The sequence below is a fragment of the Thalassospira profundimaris genome, assembly GCF_003326675.1.
Lineage (GTDB): Bacteria > Pseudomonadota > Alphaproteobacteria > Rhodospirillales > Thalassospiraceae > Thalassospira > Thalassospira aquimaris.
Window position 1 is genome coordinate 282911 of the sequence record NZ_JPWF01000006.1, and the last position, 17241, is coordinate 300151.

The 17241-nt window shown below is 54.2% G+C and carries 17 protein-coding genes; 11 read left to right on the forward strand and 6 right to left on the reverse strand.

The window, feature by feature from the left end:
- Nucleotides 1-8: 8 nt before the first annotated feature.
- Nucleotides 9-1199 carry an FAD-dependent oxidoreductase gene (locus tag TH19_RS11175; protein WP_114102426.1) on the reverse strand — a complete coding sequence of 397 codons (1191 nt, stop codon included), beginning with the start codon at nt 1197-1199 and terminating at the stop codon, nt 9-11.
- A 276-nt stretch (nt 1200-1475) separates the two neighbouring features.
- Here TH19_RS11175 and TH19_RS11180 point away from each other — a divergent pair, with 276 nt between their 5' ends.
- Nucleotides 1476-1802, forward strand: a complete 327-nt coding sequence (locus TH19_RS11180; protein ID WP_114102427.1) for a DMT family transporter — start codon at nt 1476-1478, stop codon at nt 1800-1802.
- Here the strand turns inward: TH19_RS11180 and TH19_RS11185 are convergent.
- Together TH19_RS11185 and TH19_RS11190 are read right to left on the reverse strand one after the other, a co-directional pair.
- On the reverse strand, nt 1799-2725 hold the full coding sequence (locus TH19_RS11185; RefSeq protein WP_114102428.1) for an NAD-dependent epimerase/dehydratase family protein: 927 nt from the start codon (nt 2723-2725) through the stop codon (nt 1799-1801). The genes TH19_RS11180 and TH19_RS11185 overlap by 4 nt on opposite strands.
- Before the next feature lie 137 nt (nt 2726-2862).
- On the reverse strand, nt 2863-3327 hold the full coding sequence (locus TH19_RS11190) for a RidA family protein (protein ID WP_114102429.1): 465 nt from the start codon (nt 3325-3327) through the stop codon (nt 2863-2865).
- A gap of 212 nt (nt 3328-3539) precedes the next feature.
- Here TH19_RS11190 and TH19_RS11195 point away from each other — a divergent pair, with 212 nt between their 5' ends.
- The 3 genes from TH19_RS11195 (at nt 3540) to TH19_RS11205 (ending at nt 7035) form a co-directional block, all read left to right on the forward strand.
- A complete protein-coding gene (locus TH19_RS11195; RefSeq protein WP_114102430.1) occupies nt 3540-4442 on the forward strand; it encodes a DMT family transporter in 903 nt (300 codons plus the stop codon).
- Between the two features lie 194 nt (nt 4443-4636).
- Complete coding sequence (locus TH19_RS11200; RefSeq protein WP_114102431.1) at nt 4637-6349, forward strand: phosphoethanolamine transferase; 1713 nt, start codon at nt 4637-4639, stop codon at nt 6347-6349.
- 65 nt (nt 6350-6414) lie between these two features.
- Nucleotides 6415-7035 carry a TetR/AcrR family transcriptional regulator gene (locus TH19_RS11205; protein WP_114102432.1) on the forward strand — a complete coding sequence of 207 codons (621 nt, stop codon included), beginning with the start codon at nt 6415-6417 and terminating at the stop codon, nt 7033-7035.
- 21 nt (nt 7036-7056) lie between these two features.
- On the opposite strand, the gene TH19_RS11210 is transcribed toward TH19_RS11205, so the two are convergent.
- On the reverse strand, nt 7057-7479 hold the full coding sequence (locus TH19_RS11210; protein WP_114102433.1) for a secondary thiamine-phosphate synthase enzyme YjbQ: 423 nt from the start codon (nt 7477-7479) through the stop codon (nt 7057-7059).
- Between the two features lie 203 nt (nt 7480-7682).
- Between TH19_RS11210 and TH19_RS11215 the strand changes: the two genes are divergently transcribed.
- The 4 genes from TH19_RS11215 to TH19_RS11230 all read left to right on the forward strand — a co-directional run bounded on the left by TH19_RS11215 (nt 7683) and on the right by TH19_RS11230 (nt 11197).
- Nucleotides 7683-8003: a hypothetical protein gene (locus tag TH19_RS11215; protein WP_114102434.1), complete on the forward strand. Its 321-nt coding sequence runs from the start codon at nt 7683-7685 to the stop codon at nt 8001-8003.
- Nucleotides 8004-8127: 124 nt separating this feature from the next.
- Entirely contained in the window at nt 8128-8685 is a 558-nt protein-coding gene (locus TH19_RS11220; RefSeq protein WP_114102493.1) for a cupredoxin domain-containing protein, read from the forward strand.
- 79 nt (nt 8686-8764) lie between these two features.
- On the forward strand, nt 8765-10465 hold the full coding sequence (locus tag TH19_RS11225) for a copper resistance system multicopper oxidase (protein ID WP_114102435.1): 1701 nt from the start codon (nt 8765-8767) through the stop codon (nt 10463-10465).
- 6 nt (nt 10466-10471) lie between these two features.
- Entirely contained in the window at nt 10472-11197 is a 726-nt protein-coding gene (locus TH19_RS11230; RefSeq protein WP_114102436.1) for a copper resistance protein B, read from the forward strand.
- A gap of 72 nt (nt 11198-11269) precedes the next feature.
- Here TH19_RS11230 and TH19_RS11235 read toward each other — a convergent pair whose 3' ends face one another.
- The gene (locus TH19_RS11235; protein WP_114102437.1) at nt 11270-12097 is read right to left on the reverse strand and encodes a DODA-type extradiol aromatic ring-opening family dioxygenase; all 828 of its coding nucleotides are present in this window, start codon (nt 12095-12097) and stop codon (nt 11270-11272) included.
- Between the two features lie 208 nt (nt 12098-12305).
- On the opposite strand from TH19_RS11235, the gene TH19_RS11240 reads away from it, so the two are divergent.
- On the forward strand, nt 12306-13358 hold the full coding sequence (locus TH19_RS11240) for a helix-turn-helix domain-containing protein (protein ID WP_114102438.1): 1053 nt from the start codon (nt 12306-12308) through the stop codon (nt 13356-13358).
- Nucleotides 13359-13393: 35 nt separating this feature from the next.
- Here the strand turns inward: TH19_RS11240 and TH19_RS11245 are convergent, their stop codons facing one another.
- Complete coding sequence (locus tag TH19_RS11245) at nt 13394-13957, reverse strand: isochorismatase family protein (RefSeq protein ID WP_114102439.1); 564 nt, start codon at nt 13955-13957, stop codon at nt 13394-13396.
- Nucleotides 13958-14260: 303 nt separating this feature from the next.
- Between TH19_RS11245 and TH19_RS11250 the strand changes: the two genes are divergently transcribed.
- Nucleotides 14261-16177, forward strand: a complete 1917-nt coding sequence (locus tag TH19_RS11250; RefSeq protein ID WP_181846391.1) for a TonB-dependent receptor domain-containing protein — start codon at nt 14261-14263, stop codon at nt 16175-16177.
- A 39-nt stretch (nt 16178-16216) separates the two neighbouring features.
- On the forward strand, nt 16217-17227 hold the full coding sequence (locus tag TH19_RS11255) for an ABC transporter substrate-binding protein (protein ID WP_114102441.1): 1011 nt from the start codon (nt 16217-16219) through the stop codon (nt 17225-17227).
- The last annotated feature ends 14 nt before the right edge of the window (nt 17228-17241 follow it).

Sequence of the window (17241 nt, forward strand, 5' to 3'; positions counted from 1 at the left end):
TGCTGGCGTTATTTGCCAACCCCAACCTTGATTGCCAGTTTGCGAAGCGGGCCGATGCGGTTGATTGCCGACAGTCCGGCATAGCGCAGGTCGCGCAGCGGTTTGGGTTCAAGCATGGAGGCGCGGTTCAGCAGATCAATGCCGCCGACACGGGCCAGCGTTTTGGGAAGCTGGCGGCGTTCATAGGATTTCAAAAGCGGGGTTTCGCCGATATCCTTGCCGTGCAGCTTGGCCTTTGCCATCAGTTCGGCCAGGGTTTCGATGTCATGCAGGCTCATATTAAGGCCTTGCGCGCCGATTGGCGGCACGACATGGGCGGCCTCGGCGATCAGGGCGAGGCGGGCGGCAATCAGGCGATTGGGCACCTGTGCAATCATTGGCCAGACCGCACGCGGCGATGCAACGGTCAGCGGGCCGAACAGGTTCATGGTATCGTGGGTGATCTCGGCCGAAAGGGCATCGTTGCTCATGGCGTTAAGCTCATCGGCACGGGCGGCAGGCGTCATCCAGACTACGGACGAGCAGGGCTTGCCATCAAGATCAGGCATCGGCACAAGGGTCAGCGGACCGCCGGTACGATGAATTTCGGTCGAGATATTGTCATGCGGTTTATCGTGGGTGACGACAAAGACAATCGCACTTTGATCATAGGCCCAGCGTTTGTGTTTGATCCCGGCCATGTCGCGCAAGCTGGAATTGCGGCCATCAGCGGCAATGACGATTTTGGCGCGTACGGTTTCACCGCTTGAAAGCGTGACTTCGCCAAAGCGCGAGGTGTTTTTAAAACCCGTCACCGTGGTCGAGAACCGGAAATCAACATTGTCCAGTTCCGCGATCTTGGCCATCAGGGATACGCGGGCAGCTTTGTTCGAGACGTTCCAGCCAAAGAACCCTTGTGTGGTTTCGGCCCCGTCAAAATCGGCGGTTTCGCGCGGACGCCATTCGTCGCCGCCCGCATCGACAATGCGCATGACGCGCAATTCGGCACCGGTCGGCTTGATGGCATCCCATACGCCAGCCTTTTTTAGAGTTTCGATGCCCGGTTCGAGAAAGGCGGTGGTGCGAAGATCGGTTCCTTCGCCAATGTCGGCCGGGGCCGGGTCAATAATCATGATCTGATGACCGTCAGCAGCAAAACGTGCCGCCGCACTCATTCCGGCGATACCGCCACCAGCAATCAGAATATCGGTTTCGATCATGATCGTATTTTCCTGTCTTCGAACTCAGCGCAGGGCAGGCCCGCAATCGTTTCGGCAATGTGCCCTGTTGCGGGACTATACGCAATCTCTTTGGCGATTGGATTGATGCAGGTCGGGTGCCACTAAAACAGGTTTGAGCGCAATGAAATAATCATGTTTCGGTATGCATGGCGCTATGCGGATCGCGGGGATTGTGTCCGGGGGATTGATCGGTCATCTTGGTCCCGGCTTTGTTTGGTCATTATGTATCACCACCAAATTCACAGGATTTTTGGGATGATTGCCTGGGGTTATCTGCTTGTCGCGATCTGTCTTGAGGTCGTGGGCACGGTTTCGCTTAAATTTTCAAACGGATTTAGCGACTGGCGGTTCACGGTTCTTAGTCTGACCGTCTATGGGCTTAGTTTCTGGTCACTTTCGCTGTGTCTGCGGGTGATTCCGATCAGTGTGGCCTATGCGGTGTGGTCGGGCCTTGGTACGGCGGCCGTGGCGATCATCGGCATCATGTTCTTCAAGGAACCGATGACCGCACTTAAGGGTGTTTTCCTGTTGATGATCATTGGCGGTGTTGCGGGGCTTAAGACAATCAGCAATAACGGCTAGGCGTCGGCCAACACGCCGGCAAGGTTTCGAATATCCGCCTCGAAATCAAGATGGCGGGGATGCCAGCCCAGTTCATCCACAGCCCTTTGATTGCAAAGATGCTGATGACGGCCAAGCCCGCGGGCCCAGCCGCCCAATTGTTGCATGGCGGCGGGCAGGGACATTGGACGGATGGTGCAATCCACCCCACCGAAAGAATGCGCGACCAGTTCGGCGGTGGTCCGGTTTGAAATGCCGTTAAGGGCGACCCCGTTAAAGCAGGCACCGCGATCTGCCTTTTCCAGTGCCAGCCGATAAAGATCGGCAAGGTCATCGGCATGTACCATCGGCAGGCAGACGGTATTTCTGCTAACAGCGTTAACATAATTATGGCTGCGTGCGGTTTCGATCAGCGGGGCCAGCAGGCCGGTATAGCCGAAGGGCTCGGTGGCATAGACACAGGCCGGGTGAATGACCATGCCGTGCAGTCCCTGATCAGAAAGAACCCGTTTGATCCCCGGCACCATCCAGCGAAATTCAGGTAATGGATCAAACGCGGTTGTTTCAGTGATGGGGGCATCAGCCGTGCAAGCCGGGAACAGCCAGCTTCCGCCGGTATAGATGAATTTGACCGGGTTTGGCATCCGGTGCAGGGCCGGGATCAGATGATCGAGCAGGTTTTGATCAATCCCGGGCATGGCATCGGAAAAATCACATGCGGTGTGAATGACGCCGTTTAATCCCAGGGCCAGTTCCGATAGTTGGCTGGTCCAGGTTTCGGGCTGTGTGATGTCCCCGTAAATCGGAGTGGCGCCAAGGGATTGCAATTTCCGGGCGCTTGAAGCTTTGCGGGCCAGGGCAAAGACATCGTATTGATGGGCAACCAGATTGCGGATGATGGCCGCGCCAATCAACCCGGTACCGCCCGTGATAAAGATACGCATGATGATCCTTTGAAATCAGATGATGCGCAGATTTATCGGACCTGAAGTGCGGTTCAGGTCAAGCGGCATTGTGATGAGATTGCCATGAAAAAAGCCGGGCATTTGCCCGGCTTTGATGTGTGCGATCACAGGATCGATCAGGCAAATTCGAAAATGCCGTCAATTTCGACCGCAACACCCAGCGGCAGGGATGCGACGCCAACCGCAGAACGCGCGTGTTTGCCGACATCGCCGAAAACTTCGACCATGGTGTCGGATGCGCCATTGACGACTTTGGGCTGATCGGTGAATTCCGGGGCGGAATTGACAAAGGCGTTCAGTTTGACCACGCGGGTGACTTTATCAAGATCGCCGATGGCGGCCTTGAGCTGTGCAACCAGATTAAGCGCGCAGAGGCGGGCGGCCTTTTGGCCGGTTTCGACATCAAAATCCTTGCCGAGTTTGCCGACGAATTTCAGTTCGCCATTTTCCATGGTGATCTGACCGGAAATATGGACAAGGTTGTTGGACTCGACATAGGGCACGTAATTGGCAACCGGGGCGGTGGCCTGCGGCAGAGTGATGCCAAGCTCGGCAAGGCGTGCGTCGATTTTTCCAGCCATGATATTTCATCCCTTTTGAATTTGGTGGCGATGCTTTGTGCCCAAACTTAGCGGGCCTTCGAGAAGAACAAAACCATTTCTTTTGTGTGAAATAGAGGTCGACCGGATCGGGTTGATTGTTGAGAAAATTCGATTTGTCTTCGGCGGCAATCCATCGCACAAGAAAGCCAACGAAAATAACGTTTAAAAAGATTGGCAGGGAAACAGGAACAATGGGTGCGGCACGGTCAATGATTGCTGATTTGCATGGGGCGTGGCTTGTTCTGATCGGGGTGATGATCATCAGCCCGGATGCGCTTTTGGTGCGCATGATCAAGACCGATGACATTACGACGGCGTTCTGGCGGCTGTTTCTTTTGGGGGCGACCCTGATGCTGATTGCGCTTTGGCGCGGGATGCAGCGACGCCAGTCAATCCGGGATGCCCTTATGCCGACCCGTGATGAAATGCTGGCCGGGTTGTTTTATGGCGGGACGAGTGCGTGCTTTATCCTGTCGATCCGCAATACCGATGCGGCCAATACATTGGTGATCATTGCCGCAACGCCGTTGCTGGCAGCCCTGATTGCGGTGTTTGTGTTCAAGCGGGTCTTGCCTGCGCGCACATGGCTGGCCTCGGTCGTGGTGTTTGTGGCGCTGGCAACCATCGTTGGTGCGGGATTTGGCGGGGCCAATATGCTGGGCGATCTTCTGGCACTGGCGACCGCGATTTGCATGGCGTGCTATTTCAATGTGGTGGGGGCACGCAACCATATTGATGCGGTGCGCGCGATGATGATCGGGGCATTTTTAAGCACTCTTGTCATGGTGCCCGGTGCCAGCCCCATGATGCTTGAACCGCTTGATCCGATATGGCTGATCTTGCTGGGCTGTGTGGTTTTGCCTGGTGCGTTCCTGTTTATCACGGCGGGCGCCAAGAAAATCCCGGCGGCCGAAGCCGGTTTGATCATGCTGAATGAAGCGATTTTTGGATCGTTTCTGGTGTGGTTGATCATTGATGAGGTGCCCGGCAAAACCACGCTGATTTGCGGCACAATCGTCATCGCGACCCTGGTTGCGCACAGTTATCTTGGTATGCGCGAGGCCCGCCGCAAACGGGTGAAAGTCGCGGCATAGTCAAGATTTTTCCATAGATTTTCAAGCAGGTGATTACTGCTTTCAGGTTCCTGTCAGGTTCGCGCGTTAGGTGTGAGGGCATTGGCCGAACGGCCAGTTGCCCCGCAGGAACGATGCGCTTCCGTTGATTGATGATCAGGCGGAGAAGGTTTTTCCGGTGCGGGGTAGATGTGCCCACATGACAGGTAGCCTTCATGCCCCGTTTCCGTTTGTTGCCGCAGGTTACACGGCTTGCACCCATTGATTATCGCATTGTTCTTGTGGCGCTGGCGGCGTATTTCGCGCTGATTCTCAATACCAGGCTGCTGGGGCATTTTTACGACATTCTGGGCGGGCTTGGGGATTATGACCTTGGCTTTGCGATCAGTGCGCCGTTCGTTCTGGTCTTTGCATCGCTTGTTGTCTTTACGCCTTTTTCGTTCAAATACCTTTTTAAGCCGTTTTTCATTGTCCTGATCCTGATCAGTGCGCTTGCCCATTATGGCATGGCCAAATACGGCATCGTTTTTGATCGTGGCATGATCGAAAACGTGGTTGAGACCAACCAGACCGAGGCCTTTTCCTATTTCAGTCTGTCTGCGACCTTGTGGTTTGTTGTGACCGGGATTGTGCCGGCAATTGTGCTTTTGCTGGTGCCGGTCAGTTATCCGAAAACCGTGTTGCACGGGATCGCACAGCGCTTTGTGATGATTGCGGTGCCGTTGGTGATGCTTGGCGGATTGGCGGGGCTGTATTTCAAGGATTACGCATCGGTCGGGCGCAACAACAAGGTACTGGGCAAGGAAGTCATCCCGTCCAATTACATCACCGGCACCATTCAATATGTGAAGCGCCGCTATCTTTATGCCGATATGCCGTTTCACAAGATTGGCGAGGATGCGCGCCTTGTGAAACAGTCCGGTGATGAAAAGCCGACCCTGATGTTCCTTGTGATCGGGGAAACCGCGCGGGCGCAAAGTGTGGCGGCCAATGGCTATGACCGGCCGACATCACCGTTCACCAGCAAAATCGACGGGCTTCTGGCGTTTCAGAATGTGCAGTCATGTGGCACGGCAACGGCGGTTTCGGTGCCTTGCATGTTTTCGCCGATGGATCATGCCAATTATGATGGCGAAGCCGCACGGCATAGCGAAAGCCTGATGGATGTTCTGAACCGGGCCGGGGTCAAGGTTCTTTGGAAGGATAATGACGAAGGATGCAAAGGGGTGTGTGACCGCATTCCGACCATCGAAATCGCCGCCAAGGATTTCCCGGAAGACTGCGCACTTGGCACCTGTTTTGACGAGGTGATGTTGCGCAATCTTGATCAGGAAGTGAGCGACAAGGCGCAGAACCAGTTGATCGCCTTTCACCTGATGGGCAGCCACGGGCCAACCTATTACAAGCGTTATCCTGACGCGCAACGCGCCTTTGGCCCGGATTGCCCGCGCAGTGATATTGAAAATTGCACGGCCGAGGAACTGGTCAATACCTATGACAACACCATTCGATATACCGATTATGTTGTTGCCCAGCTGGTCGAGAAACTGAAAACCTATCAGGACCGGTTTAATACCGTGCTGCTGTATGTTTCCGATCATGGGGAATCACTGGGCGAGGGGGGCTTGTATCTTCATGGGGCGCCCTATGTCTTTGCACCCGATGAACAAACCCATGTGCCGATGATGATGTGGATGTCGCAAGGCTATCAAACCGCACAGGAGATCGAGGCCGATTGCCTTGGCGCTGCGGCCCAGAATGCGGCGTTTTCGCACGACAATCTGTTCTCGACCGTGCTGGGTGCGATGAATGTTTCAACGGCGCTTTATCAGCAGCAAAAAGACATCCTGGCAACATGCAGCCGACCGGTGATCGAAACGGCACTTGAGACCGGTTCGACCACGCAGGACGCTCTTCAGCGCAATTGACAATGCGGGGCCTTCGTATTAGTTGAGTTTACTCAGTGAGTGCACTTGACCAATAGGAGGCCCCGATGAGCATTCGGGCAAACCAACGCCAAGAAACCCGCCAAAAGATCCTTGAGGCGGCACGCAGTTGTCTGGAAAGCGGTGATTTGCAAAGCGCATCAACGCGCGAGATCGCCAAGCGGGCCGGGGTTGCCGAGGGCACGATTTTCCATCATTTCGCGACCAAGGAAGAACTGGTTCTGTGCTGCATCGGTGCGCAGATGGCCGAGGCGATTGAAAAGGGTCTTTATACGATGGATCCGGAATGGTGCTTTGTCGACAAGCTGATGCATGTAGCATCCTATCGCTTTGCCCAGATCGGCCTGCATCCTGGGGTCTGGACCGTTATCATGCAACAGATGGCCTTTACCCCGCGCAAAGGGGCGGTCAATGACGTGATGAAAAGCAGCGGCCTGATCAGGGCGATTGATGATCTGATCGAGGAAGCCCAGTTTTGTGGCGAGCTAAATCCCAATCTTGCGCCTACCATGATCCGCAAAAGCCTGATGGCGCTGTTCCTGTTTACGGTCCACGAACATATGAGCACGCAGAATTTCGACTGCGAGGACATGTGCGCGACCCTGCGCGAATTGATTGAAGTGCAGACTGTGGGGCTGTGGGCCAGCAAGCCGGAACTTGCGGCCTAGGCACGGTGCAAAGCAGGCCGGTTATTCCCCGATCAGATGCAGGATGACTTGGCGGCGGTGCGGGGCGTGGCGGTGTTCGAACAGATAGATGCCCTGCCAGGTGCCAAGCATGGCAAAACCGTCAGCGACCGGGATGGTAAGTGACACATCGGTCAGGGCCGATTTGATGTGGGCGGGCATATCGTCCGGGCCTTCGCAGGTATGGCGATAGAGGCTTGGATTTTCCTGAACCAGCCGGGCAAAGAATGTTTCCAGATCAAGACGGACATCGGGGTCAGCATTTTCCTGAATGGTCAGGCTTGCCGATGTGTGGCGGACAAAGACCGTCAGTTGCCCGCAAGTGATGCCGGTTCGGGCAACCCATGACTGTATCTGATCGGTGATTTCAGTCAGTCCCTGATCATTTGTTTTGACGTCCAGCGTGAATTGATCCTGACGCAGCATGATGGTTCATCCGGTGGTGTTGTTGATGGCAATGTAATCGTAAAAGTCCGGACGGGATGTGACAAGTGTGCCGCCGTGAATATTGGCGATCTAACGAAAAATACAATCGAAACAAATGCGTAGGACGTGCCACAATATTGCCACTTGACCACGGCTGGTTGCGGGCTTAACGATTTGGCGTTTAATTTCGATGGAAAAATCCGTTGCGTTTTATTGCCTGTATCCTTGTGCTGATGATGAGCCTGACAGTGTTGCTGTCGGGGCATGGCACCGTGCAGGCGCATGACGGCGGATCAGGCCAGGCACATCACACGATGATAAGTGATATCGCACAGCCGGTTTCCCACGATCCATTTTCATCCCATGCCGATATTTGCGGCATGACGGTATGTGGACCGTTTATCGAAGATCACAGCGCAACCGCGATGTTCATGCCGGTTGTTACGACTGTGACCTATTGGGTCAAGGATTTGCCCCTTGTTTCCGCGGATGCGGATGGCAGCTATAAGCCGCCGCGCGCCTGAAAATAATCCCGTTTTAAAGAAAACGCCGTCGTTTGTTTGATCCCCAATGGGCAAACAGCAAAGCATGCGCACGTGTTTGTGCAACGGCGGCAATCATTCTGATGATTATTTTCAGGAGCATGATATGCCCAATTTCAAAACGTCTTTCGTTGCCCGTCTTGTCCTTTCAACCGCGATTATCGGCACCTTGATGACCGCCCCGGTGGCAAGTTTTGCCAGCCCCGGTCACGGGATGGAAAACATCAATATCGGCGCGCCGGGCAAGGCCGCCGATGTCACCCGCACCATCAAAATCACGATGGAAGACAATTTCTTTGATATGGAAACCATCGAAGTGCGGGCCGATGAAACCGTGAAGTTCCAGATCGAGAACAAGGGTGAATTCGTCCATGAATTCAATCTTGGAACGGCGGCCATGCATGCCAATCATCAGAAAGAAATGATGATGATGATGGAACATGGCGCGCTTGATGCCGACAAAATCCATATGGACAAGATGAAGATGGATATGGGCAACGGCATGACCATGGAACATGACGATCCCAACAGTGTTCTTCTTGAACCCGGAAAAACCGCCGAGATCATCTGGACATTCCCGGCTGATACCGAGCTTGAATTCGCCTGCAACGTGCCCGGCCACTATGAAAGCGGCATGATGGGCAAGGTCCGTTTGCAGTCATAAACCAGCCGGTTTGCGGTGCCAGAGGCCGGGGTTTTCCCCCGTGCCTCTGGCATTTCCGAGTGTTTTGGGAATTTATCAGATGAAATATCAAACTGTGAAAAGCACCCTTTTGGGGGCGCTGGCGGTGCTTGCGTTGTCTTCGGCAAGTCAGGCGGCGAAATATGACCTTTCGGTCGATTACGTGACCATTGATACCGGCGAGATGAAAACGCGCGGTATCGGTTATAACGGGTCATCGCCCGGGCCGACCTTGCGGTTCAGGGAAGGCGAGGAAGCGGTGATCAATGTCACCAATAATCTGGATGAAGCGACATCGATCCACTGGCATGGCTTGATCCTGCCCTATCAGATGGACGGGGTGCCGGGCATCAGTTTCCCCGGTATCGAGCCGGGCGAGACTTTTACCTATCGCATTCCGGTTTCGCAAAGCGGGACCTACTGGTTCCACAGCCATTCCGGTTTTCAGGAGCCGGACGGGGCTTATGGATCAATCATTATCGAACCGCAAAAGCGAGAGCCGTTCAAATTTGACCGCGAATATGTCGTGGTTCTGAAGGACAAGCATCCGCATTCCGGGGAGCGCATTTTGCGCAATCTGAAAATGATGCCGGACTATTACAACCGCAAACAGCGCACCCTTGGCGACTTCTTTGAGGATGTGTCGAAAAACGGTCTTGGTGCGACCCTGTCGGAACGCGGTGACTGGGGATCGATGCGGATGATGCCAACCGATATCGAGGATGTGCAGGGCTTTGTCGGCCTGATCAATGGCATGTCGCCCGATCAGAACTGGACCGGGTTGTTCAAGCCCGATGAACGAGTACGACTGCGTTTCATCAATGCATCGGCGATGACCTATTTCGATGTGCGGATACCCGGTCTTGAAATGACGGTGGTGCAGGCGGACGGCAATAATGTGCAACCGGTCAAAGTCGATGAGTTTCGCATTTCGGTTGCGGAAACCTATGACGTGATTGTCCAGCCCAAGGAAGACAAGGCCTATCCGATTTTGGCGGAATCGATGGGGCGGTCGGGCTTTGCCCTTGCCACCCTTGCACCGCGACAAGGAATGCGGGCCGAGATGCCGGAACTGCGCACCGAGGCACCGTTGCTGACCATGGCCGATATGGGCATGAGCCACGGCGATATGGCCGGAATGGATCATGGGGCGATGACAAGCGTTGATCCGTCCGGCGATGACAAGGATGCGATGGCCGGTATGGACCATTCGAACATGGCGGGCATGGATCATTCAAATATGGATATGGGCGAAAAGGCCGATCCGTTTTATGCCGCGGGCAGCGGTTTGATCCCCAAGGCGGCAAATGGCGGCAAGTTCCTGTCCTATGCCGATCTTAAGGCTCAAAAGCCGCTTTATGCCGAACGTCCGGCCACCCGCGAGATCGAGTTGCGCCTTACCGGGAATATGGAACGCTATAGCTGGTCGATCAATGGCGTGAAATACGAGGATGCCGAACCGATCCGTCTGAAATACGGCGAACGGGTGCGGTTCAAGTTTGTGAATGAAACCATGATGACCCACCCGATGCATCTGCATGGCATGTGGTCGATCCTTGATACCGGCAAGGGGAAATGGAACCCGGTCAAGCACACGATCAGCATCAATCCCGGCACCACGGTCTATTCGGAAACCGAAGTCGATGAACCCGGCGAATGGGCATTCCATTGTCATCTGAGCTACCACATGGCGACGGGAATGTTCCGCAAAGTCATTGTCGAAGGCGGGCCGACGGTCGCCGAACTTGAGAACGGGAAATAATCCATCATGAAAACACACAATCAGATGAAAAAGGGTGCGGTTACGGCCCTTGTGATGGCGTTTGTTCCGGTGGTCGGGCAGGCGGCAGAAGGCAAAATCTATTACGGGTTCCAGGCCGAGCAGTTTGAATATCGCATTGGCGATGAAAACGAAAAACGCGTGGTCTGGGATGCGGATGCCTTTGTCGGCACGGACGAGCTTAAGCTGCGCTGGCAAGGTGAAGGCGAACGCGACCTTGATGCCGATATCAATGAAAAACTTGAAAACCGGCTGGTGCTGCAAACCCCGATTAGCGATTTTTTCGATGCCAAGGCCGGGGTCCGGCTTGATACCCCGACAGGGACGGATCGCTGGTATGGATCGGTCGGGGTCATGGGGCTTGCGCCGCAATGGTTTGAAATTGATGCCGATCTGTTCGTGAGCGAAACCGGTGATGGTTCGGCGCGGCTTGATGTCGAATATGAGGGGCTGATTACCAACCGGCTGGTCCTGACACCATCGTTCGAGATCAATGCGGCCTTTTCCGAGGATCGGGAAATCGAGGTTGGCAAGGGGATTTCAAGTGCCGAGATTGGGTTGCGGCTTAGTTACGATCTGATTGACCGGGCTGTGTCGCCCTATATCGGTGTGTCCTATGAACGGAAGTTCGGGGATACGGCCGACTTTGCCAAACATGACGGCGAAGATTACGAGGCGACCTATTTCGTGACCGGACTTCGTTTGATGTTCTAGGGGCGTCATAGCGCATAAGGAAAGGCCGGAAGAGACCTCTTCCGGCCTTTTCGCTGGGGACGCGATGGCAGGTCAGGCAGCCTGGCGGTTGCCGTCGGGATCGTTAAAGCGCAATGCCGTCATGGCGAGGCTTCCGAATTCGTAGCTGTTGTGAAGCAGGGCGGCGCTGAAACCTTCGGGGGCGGCACCAAGTGCGACATAAAGCGGCATCAGGTGATCATCCTCGGGATGGGACATTTTTGCGCCGGGGGCCGTGCCGCGATAATCAAGCAGGGCATCGATATCGCCATCATTGATTTTACCCAGCATCCAGTCGGTGAAATCGGTTGCCCAGTTTTCCGGCGGGCCTTCGTTGAAATCAATGGCGCGCAGATTGTGGGTCATCGCACCACTGGCGACAACCAGAACACCAAGATCACGCAGACTGCGCAGTTTTTTGCCCAGTTCATAATGTTCTTTGGGGCCGCCACGACCCAGCATGGAAAGCTGAAACACCGGAATGTCGGCATTCGGGCGGGCCAGATACATTGGCATCCATGCCCCGTGATCAAGACCACGGGTGCTGTCGGTGGCGATGCCGATCTGATCGGCGATCTGCTGTGCCAGGGCCGGGTCGCCGGCAACGTTATATTGCAATTCGTAGAGCGGTTTCGGGAAACCATAGAAATCATGAATGGTTTCCTGGCGCGGTGCGGTCGAGATGGTCGGTTCACCGGTTTGCCAGTGGGCAGAGACGATCAGGATTGCGCGCACGCCATCGGTCAGACGCGACAACTCGCCGATAAAGAAATCATAGGCAGGTGTGCTTTGACGCGCGACCACCATCGGAGAGCCGTGGGAAATAAAAATCGGCGCAAGGCTTTGGGCGGTGCTGCCGGAATTGGGGGATGAATGGGTCATAAGCGTATCCCGGTTATGAAACTGTTGTCCTTAATATGGACCTGTCATGTGCCCGAGACCAGATGCGGTTTGGCAACAGTCTGTTGCCATCTGTGCGATGGGGGATGCGTCAGGTTTTCAGAGTGTAAAAGATGAATGACCTTGAAAATAGCCTGAAATTATAGTAGGTTAACAGGTGTGATTGTTCTTTTCGCAGGACGCATTTTGGATGGGCCAGCAACCGGCACCCAGAAGCAAGATACTTGAAAAATCGGTTTTCTCGCTTGATGAGCTTCCGACCGGGCAACAGTTTGAAGTCTGGAAAGACAGTATCAATTGCGTCTATGCCGTCGATACCAGCAGCCAGAACCGCAAGGACGGATTTAAGGCCAACCTGAATTCATGGTGCCACAAGGACATGGTGATGGTGCAGGCGCAAAGCCAGTCCCAGCAATTTGTCCGATCCGCCCAGATGGCAGGCCGTGATGGCCTTGATCATTACAATGTGCAGCTTTTTACCAGCGGACATGTCGCCGCCGAAAAAGGGCTGGGCGGTGATACCATTCGACATGGCGGGTTGCTTTTACTTGATCTGGCGCAGCCGACAGAGGCGCAAACCAGTTCCTTTAATTCCTTGCATCTGTTCTTGCCGCGCCGGCTTATGGAAGATCAGCTGACCAATCCTGATGACCATAATTTGCGCTTTATGTCAGAGCGTGATCCGCTGGTGCGGATGGTTCATGACCAGATTTTATCCCTGCATCATCATATTGATTTGCTTAATGATGAACAGATTGCGGTTGTGCAGCAGTCGATTGTCATGATGCTGGTGGCCTGCATGAACGGGGTGTCGGGCGAGAATGGCGAAAGCAATGCCATCCGCATGGACCTTGATAAGCTGGTCAGGGCGCGGCGCTATTTCCGGCAAAACATGTTATCGGCCGATTTGACGCCGCAACTGGCAGCATCCGATCTTGGCATGTCGCGCAGCCATCTTTATCAGCTGTTTGCGCAATATGGCGGGGTGAACCAGTATCTGCGCGATATGCGGTTGCGCCACGGGCTTAAATTGTTAAGTGATCCGGCCAAACGCAGCAGTTCGATCTATGACATTGCCCTTGAATGCGGCTATGCGACCGATGCCGGGTTTATTCGGGCCTTTCGCAATCGCTATGAGGTTACGCCGGGTGATGTGCGGGCAGGCGTCGCCCCGCGAACGAGCGGACCGGAAAGCGGGCCAATTGATCATCGTTATGAAAACTGGATCCATGGCCTGAGTTGATGCCAAATTGCCCGGCCCGGCCCGGACTGGTTCTGTCAGGCCAGGGCGGACAGGACGGCGGTGCTGTCTGTCAGTTGGCAATATTCCGACGCCAGAACCGCGGCGTAGAGATCAAAAACATCCTGTGCCGGGAAAGTCCGGCCGTTGGCATCGGTGACATCAATTGCCGTGGTCGCATCAAGCGGCAACCAGTTTTCAAATCCCAGACAATGGGCCATGCGGATGGTGACATCCAGCGAGTTATGGATCACAACCCCGGTAAAGATCAGGCGTTTGATGCCGTGGTCACGCAGATGTTGTTCAAGGGGCGTTCCGACAAAGGCGCAGTTTTGCTGCTTGGCAATCACGGTTTCGCCATCACGCGGTGTGACCTCGTCCTTGAACGGTTGTCCGGGGCCATTGACATAGAAGCTTGAGGCCGGATTGGCGTCTTCGTGGCGGATATGAATGACCGGAAGATTTTCCGACCGAAAGGCCGCCAGCAGTTTGGCAATCACATCGGCATAACCGGGATTGTTTTTGGCATTCCAGCGCGGATGATCCATCGCCTTTTGCACATCAAGAACGATCAATGCCGAAGAAGTGTCAAGCAGGGACATGACAGCAGTACCTTATGGTCACGGTTTCATCATTCCGTAGCCTGCAATTTCCAGCTTTGTTTTTCAAGAAAAGCCTGTATCGCACGGATTATACCGAAAATTGCCAACTTGTTGATTTGGAGGAGTTTTTATTGAGATTGAGACTTAGTATCGATTCTTGACCAAAATCAAGGATGCCCCCGATGGGGCCCTATATCTCCTGTTTATGAAAATGATTCGCAAAACCAGTTGCATTTGATTGGGCGTATTTGTGCCAGTCAATTTGGTCACTGATCACGGGAATGGGAATTTGATATGAGGCTCATGAAACGTTTGTCCGGGGGGACTGCCCTTGTTCTGGGGTGTGTATTCTGGATGACGCTGTCCGAGGGCGTTGTTGCACAGGAATTATTTGTTGATCCGCAGGAGGTGCAACGCCATGCCAAAGGTGGGCCGCCGAAACTGGTAACACCGGAAACATTGTTGAAGTCGGACCCGATGCATCAGTTCCGCCATGGTGTACTGGAAAAATCCGAAGGGGTTGAAGACAGTGTGCTGGACGCAAAGCGCCCGGTGAAGATAACGACCCGTTTTGACGGGGCCGGGGATACAAAAACCTATGCCGGGCAAGCTGCCATCAAAGGGGCCCAGGGATTTGCCATGGGAGGGTATCGATTGGAAGATTCCGGCACTTATGCAAGTGGTGATGGTGAACAGGTTAATGCCGGGTATCGCCGTGAGGTGCGTCAGTTTGTCACCGGGTGGACACCTTCGCCGTTGGCATCGCTGAAACTTGTCGGGATCCAGGATGATATTACCGATGAGAAACAACCCCATCATGGTCTGGATTTGCTTGAAACAGATCGCAAGGTTGGTCGGGGTATCCTTGAAACACACGATATTTTTGGCACAGGCGTTGATTTTAAAGCCGGTTTAAAAGTGATTGATCTGGATCGTCGTGCGGACAATTACAGCCTGCGCAGCAACAGCGGCCAGAAAATGCGGGTTGCGATTGATCGCCGGATTTGGGAAGGGCAGGGCAAGGCATCGTTTGAGAAGGAGGGCTGGGAAAATGTCCTGACATTTACCGGAACGCACGATAACCATGTCGCAAGGCGCTATAACGTCACAAATGGCGACAAAGTCAATTCCGTCCGAATCCCGGATGTTGATCGCGACACGCTGGCGCTTAATCTTGATACGGGAAAAAGTTTTGGCTCGGAGCAGGATCAGACCCTGAAGGCCGGCATTCGGTTTGAACGGGTCACTACAGCACCGGGGGCCGCTGACGAGGTGCCCGATGGCGGGCCAAACCCAGCATTGTTCAATATCAGCCCGAGAACCCTTTATAGCAGCTATTACGGAACCACCGACCTTGAGGCCACGGATCATAATCTGAGCGGGCGTTTGCGTTACGAGCAACTTGTTCATCCCGCCGGTCTTACGGTTTATGGAGACGCATCACGAATTGTACGATCAGCGGATAATATCGAGAAATACCATGCCGTAACCGGTGCTACGACATCGCGCTGGATCGGGAACCCACAGCTTTCAGCGGAAAAACATCACAAGTTCGAACTTGGCGCGGTCTTTGAAGACGATGCCTATCTTGACTATCAACGCAAGAAGCCGGGGGCCGGGCTGTTCCAATCCCTACGCCTGAGTGGATCGGTCTATTACGACCAGATTAATGACTTTATTACCCTTGATCGGGCGCGTGGACAAAGCGGGGTCCTGTTAAGCGACGGGGCCTATGTTTTTCGCAATGTTGATGCGAACTGGATGGCGGCAACCGCCGACCTGCAATGGAATGCGACACGTAATCTGTCGGGCCAGATGAATATGGTCTGGCAGCGGGCCGAAAACACAACGGACAATCGGGCTGTCTATCAGGTGGCCCCGCTTGAAGCCAATTTTCTCGTCGACTATCACGAAAATCTCAGCAGCCTTGGAACGTGGAATGTCGGTTCCCGGTTGCGTCTGGTGGCTGATCAGAACCGTCTTGATGATGACAGCAATAGGGGGAGTGGCTTTGACGAGCATACCGGTGGGTTTGGTGTGCTGGATCTTTACGCCGGAATGCAGGTTTACGACCGGGTGTCCCTGAGCGCGGGGATCGACAACCTGTTTGACCGTGATTACCGCGAATACATTAAAGGCAATCACGTCGAAAACCCAGGAAAATCAACGATCTATGCGCCGGGGCGGGCCATCTGGATACGCCTGTCGGGTAATTTCTAGTGCGGCACGAATGTTTGATGCTGTTTTAAGGAGATAAAAATGTTCAATGCCAAAAATCTTGATCGACGGAATTTCTTGGCTGGCGTAGCTGCCAGCGGTGCGATTGCATTGTCTTCGCGTTCTGTTCTTGCCGGGGCACTGAAAACGGGGGATGCGGTTGGCATTTGGGGGCCGCCGGTCGGCCCGTCGATTGCACTGGCACATTTGACGGAAAGCAGTGCGATACAAGACGCGGCACCGGGGTCGGTTTTTCGGGTCTGGCGGACACCCGATCAAATGCGGGCCGGGGTTGTTTCAGGTGAAATGGAAATCACGATTGTGCCGACCTATACCGGGGCGAACCTGTTTAATCGCGGATTGCCGGTCAAGATGGCGAATGTGATGACCTGGGGCCTGCTTTATATGATGAGCACGGATCGAGCCGTAACATCACTTTCCGATATTGGCGGAAAAACGATTGTCATGCCGTTTCGCAATGATATGCCCGATCTTGTGTTTCGCCATATTCTCAGCGCCAACGGGATATCGGCAGATAAGGATATTGAGATTGTTTACACGGCAACCCCGCTTGAAGCAGTGCAATATTTGTTATCGGGGCGGGTTGATACCGCGATTTTGCCGGAACCGCTTGCCACAGCATCTATTCTTAAGGGGCTTGGCGCATCTGTCAGTGTAGATCGGGTTTTGAGCCTTCAGGACGAATGGGGACGGGCGACCGGGCGGGCACCGTTTATTCCGCAGGCCGGTGCCGTGGTCAGTGACGGCCTTTTGGCGCGCAAGCCTGATTTTGTGACGGCATTCAACATACAGGCAGCACAGTCGACCGACTGGGTGAACAACAATCCGGCAAGTGCCGGGCGACTGGCACAGGATTATCTGGAGATTGGTGGGCCAGTAATCGAGAAATCCATTCCCTACTCCAATTTGCGGATGGTTTCGGCCGGAGATGCGCGCGCAGATCTTGAATTTTTCTTTGAAACGCTGGCGCAGCAATCACCCGATATCATCGGCGGTAAATTACCCGCAGATGAATTTTACCTTTCGCTTTGACCAGAGGCAGGAAA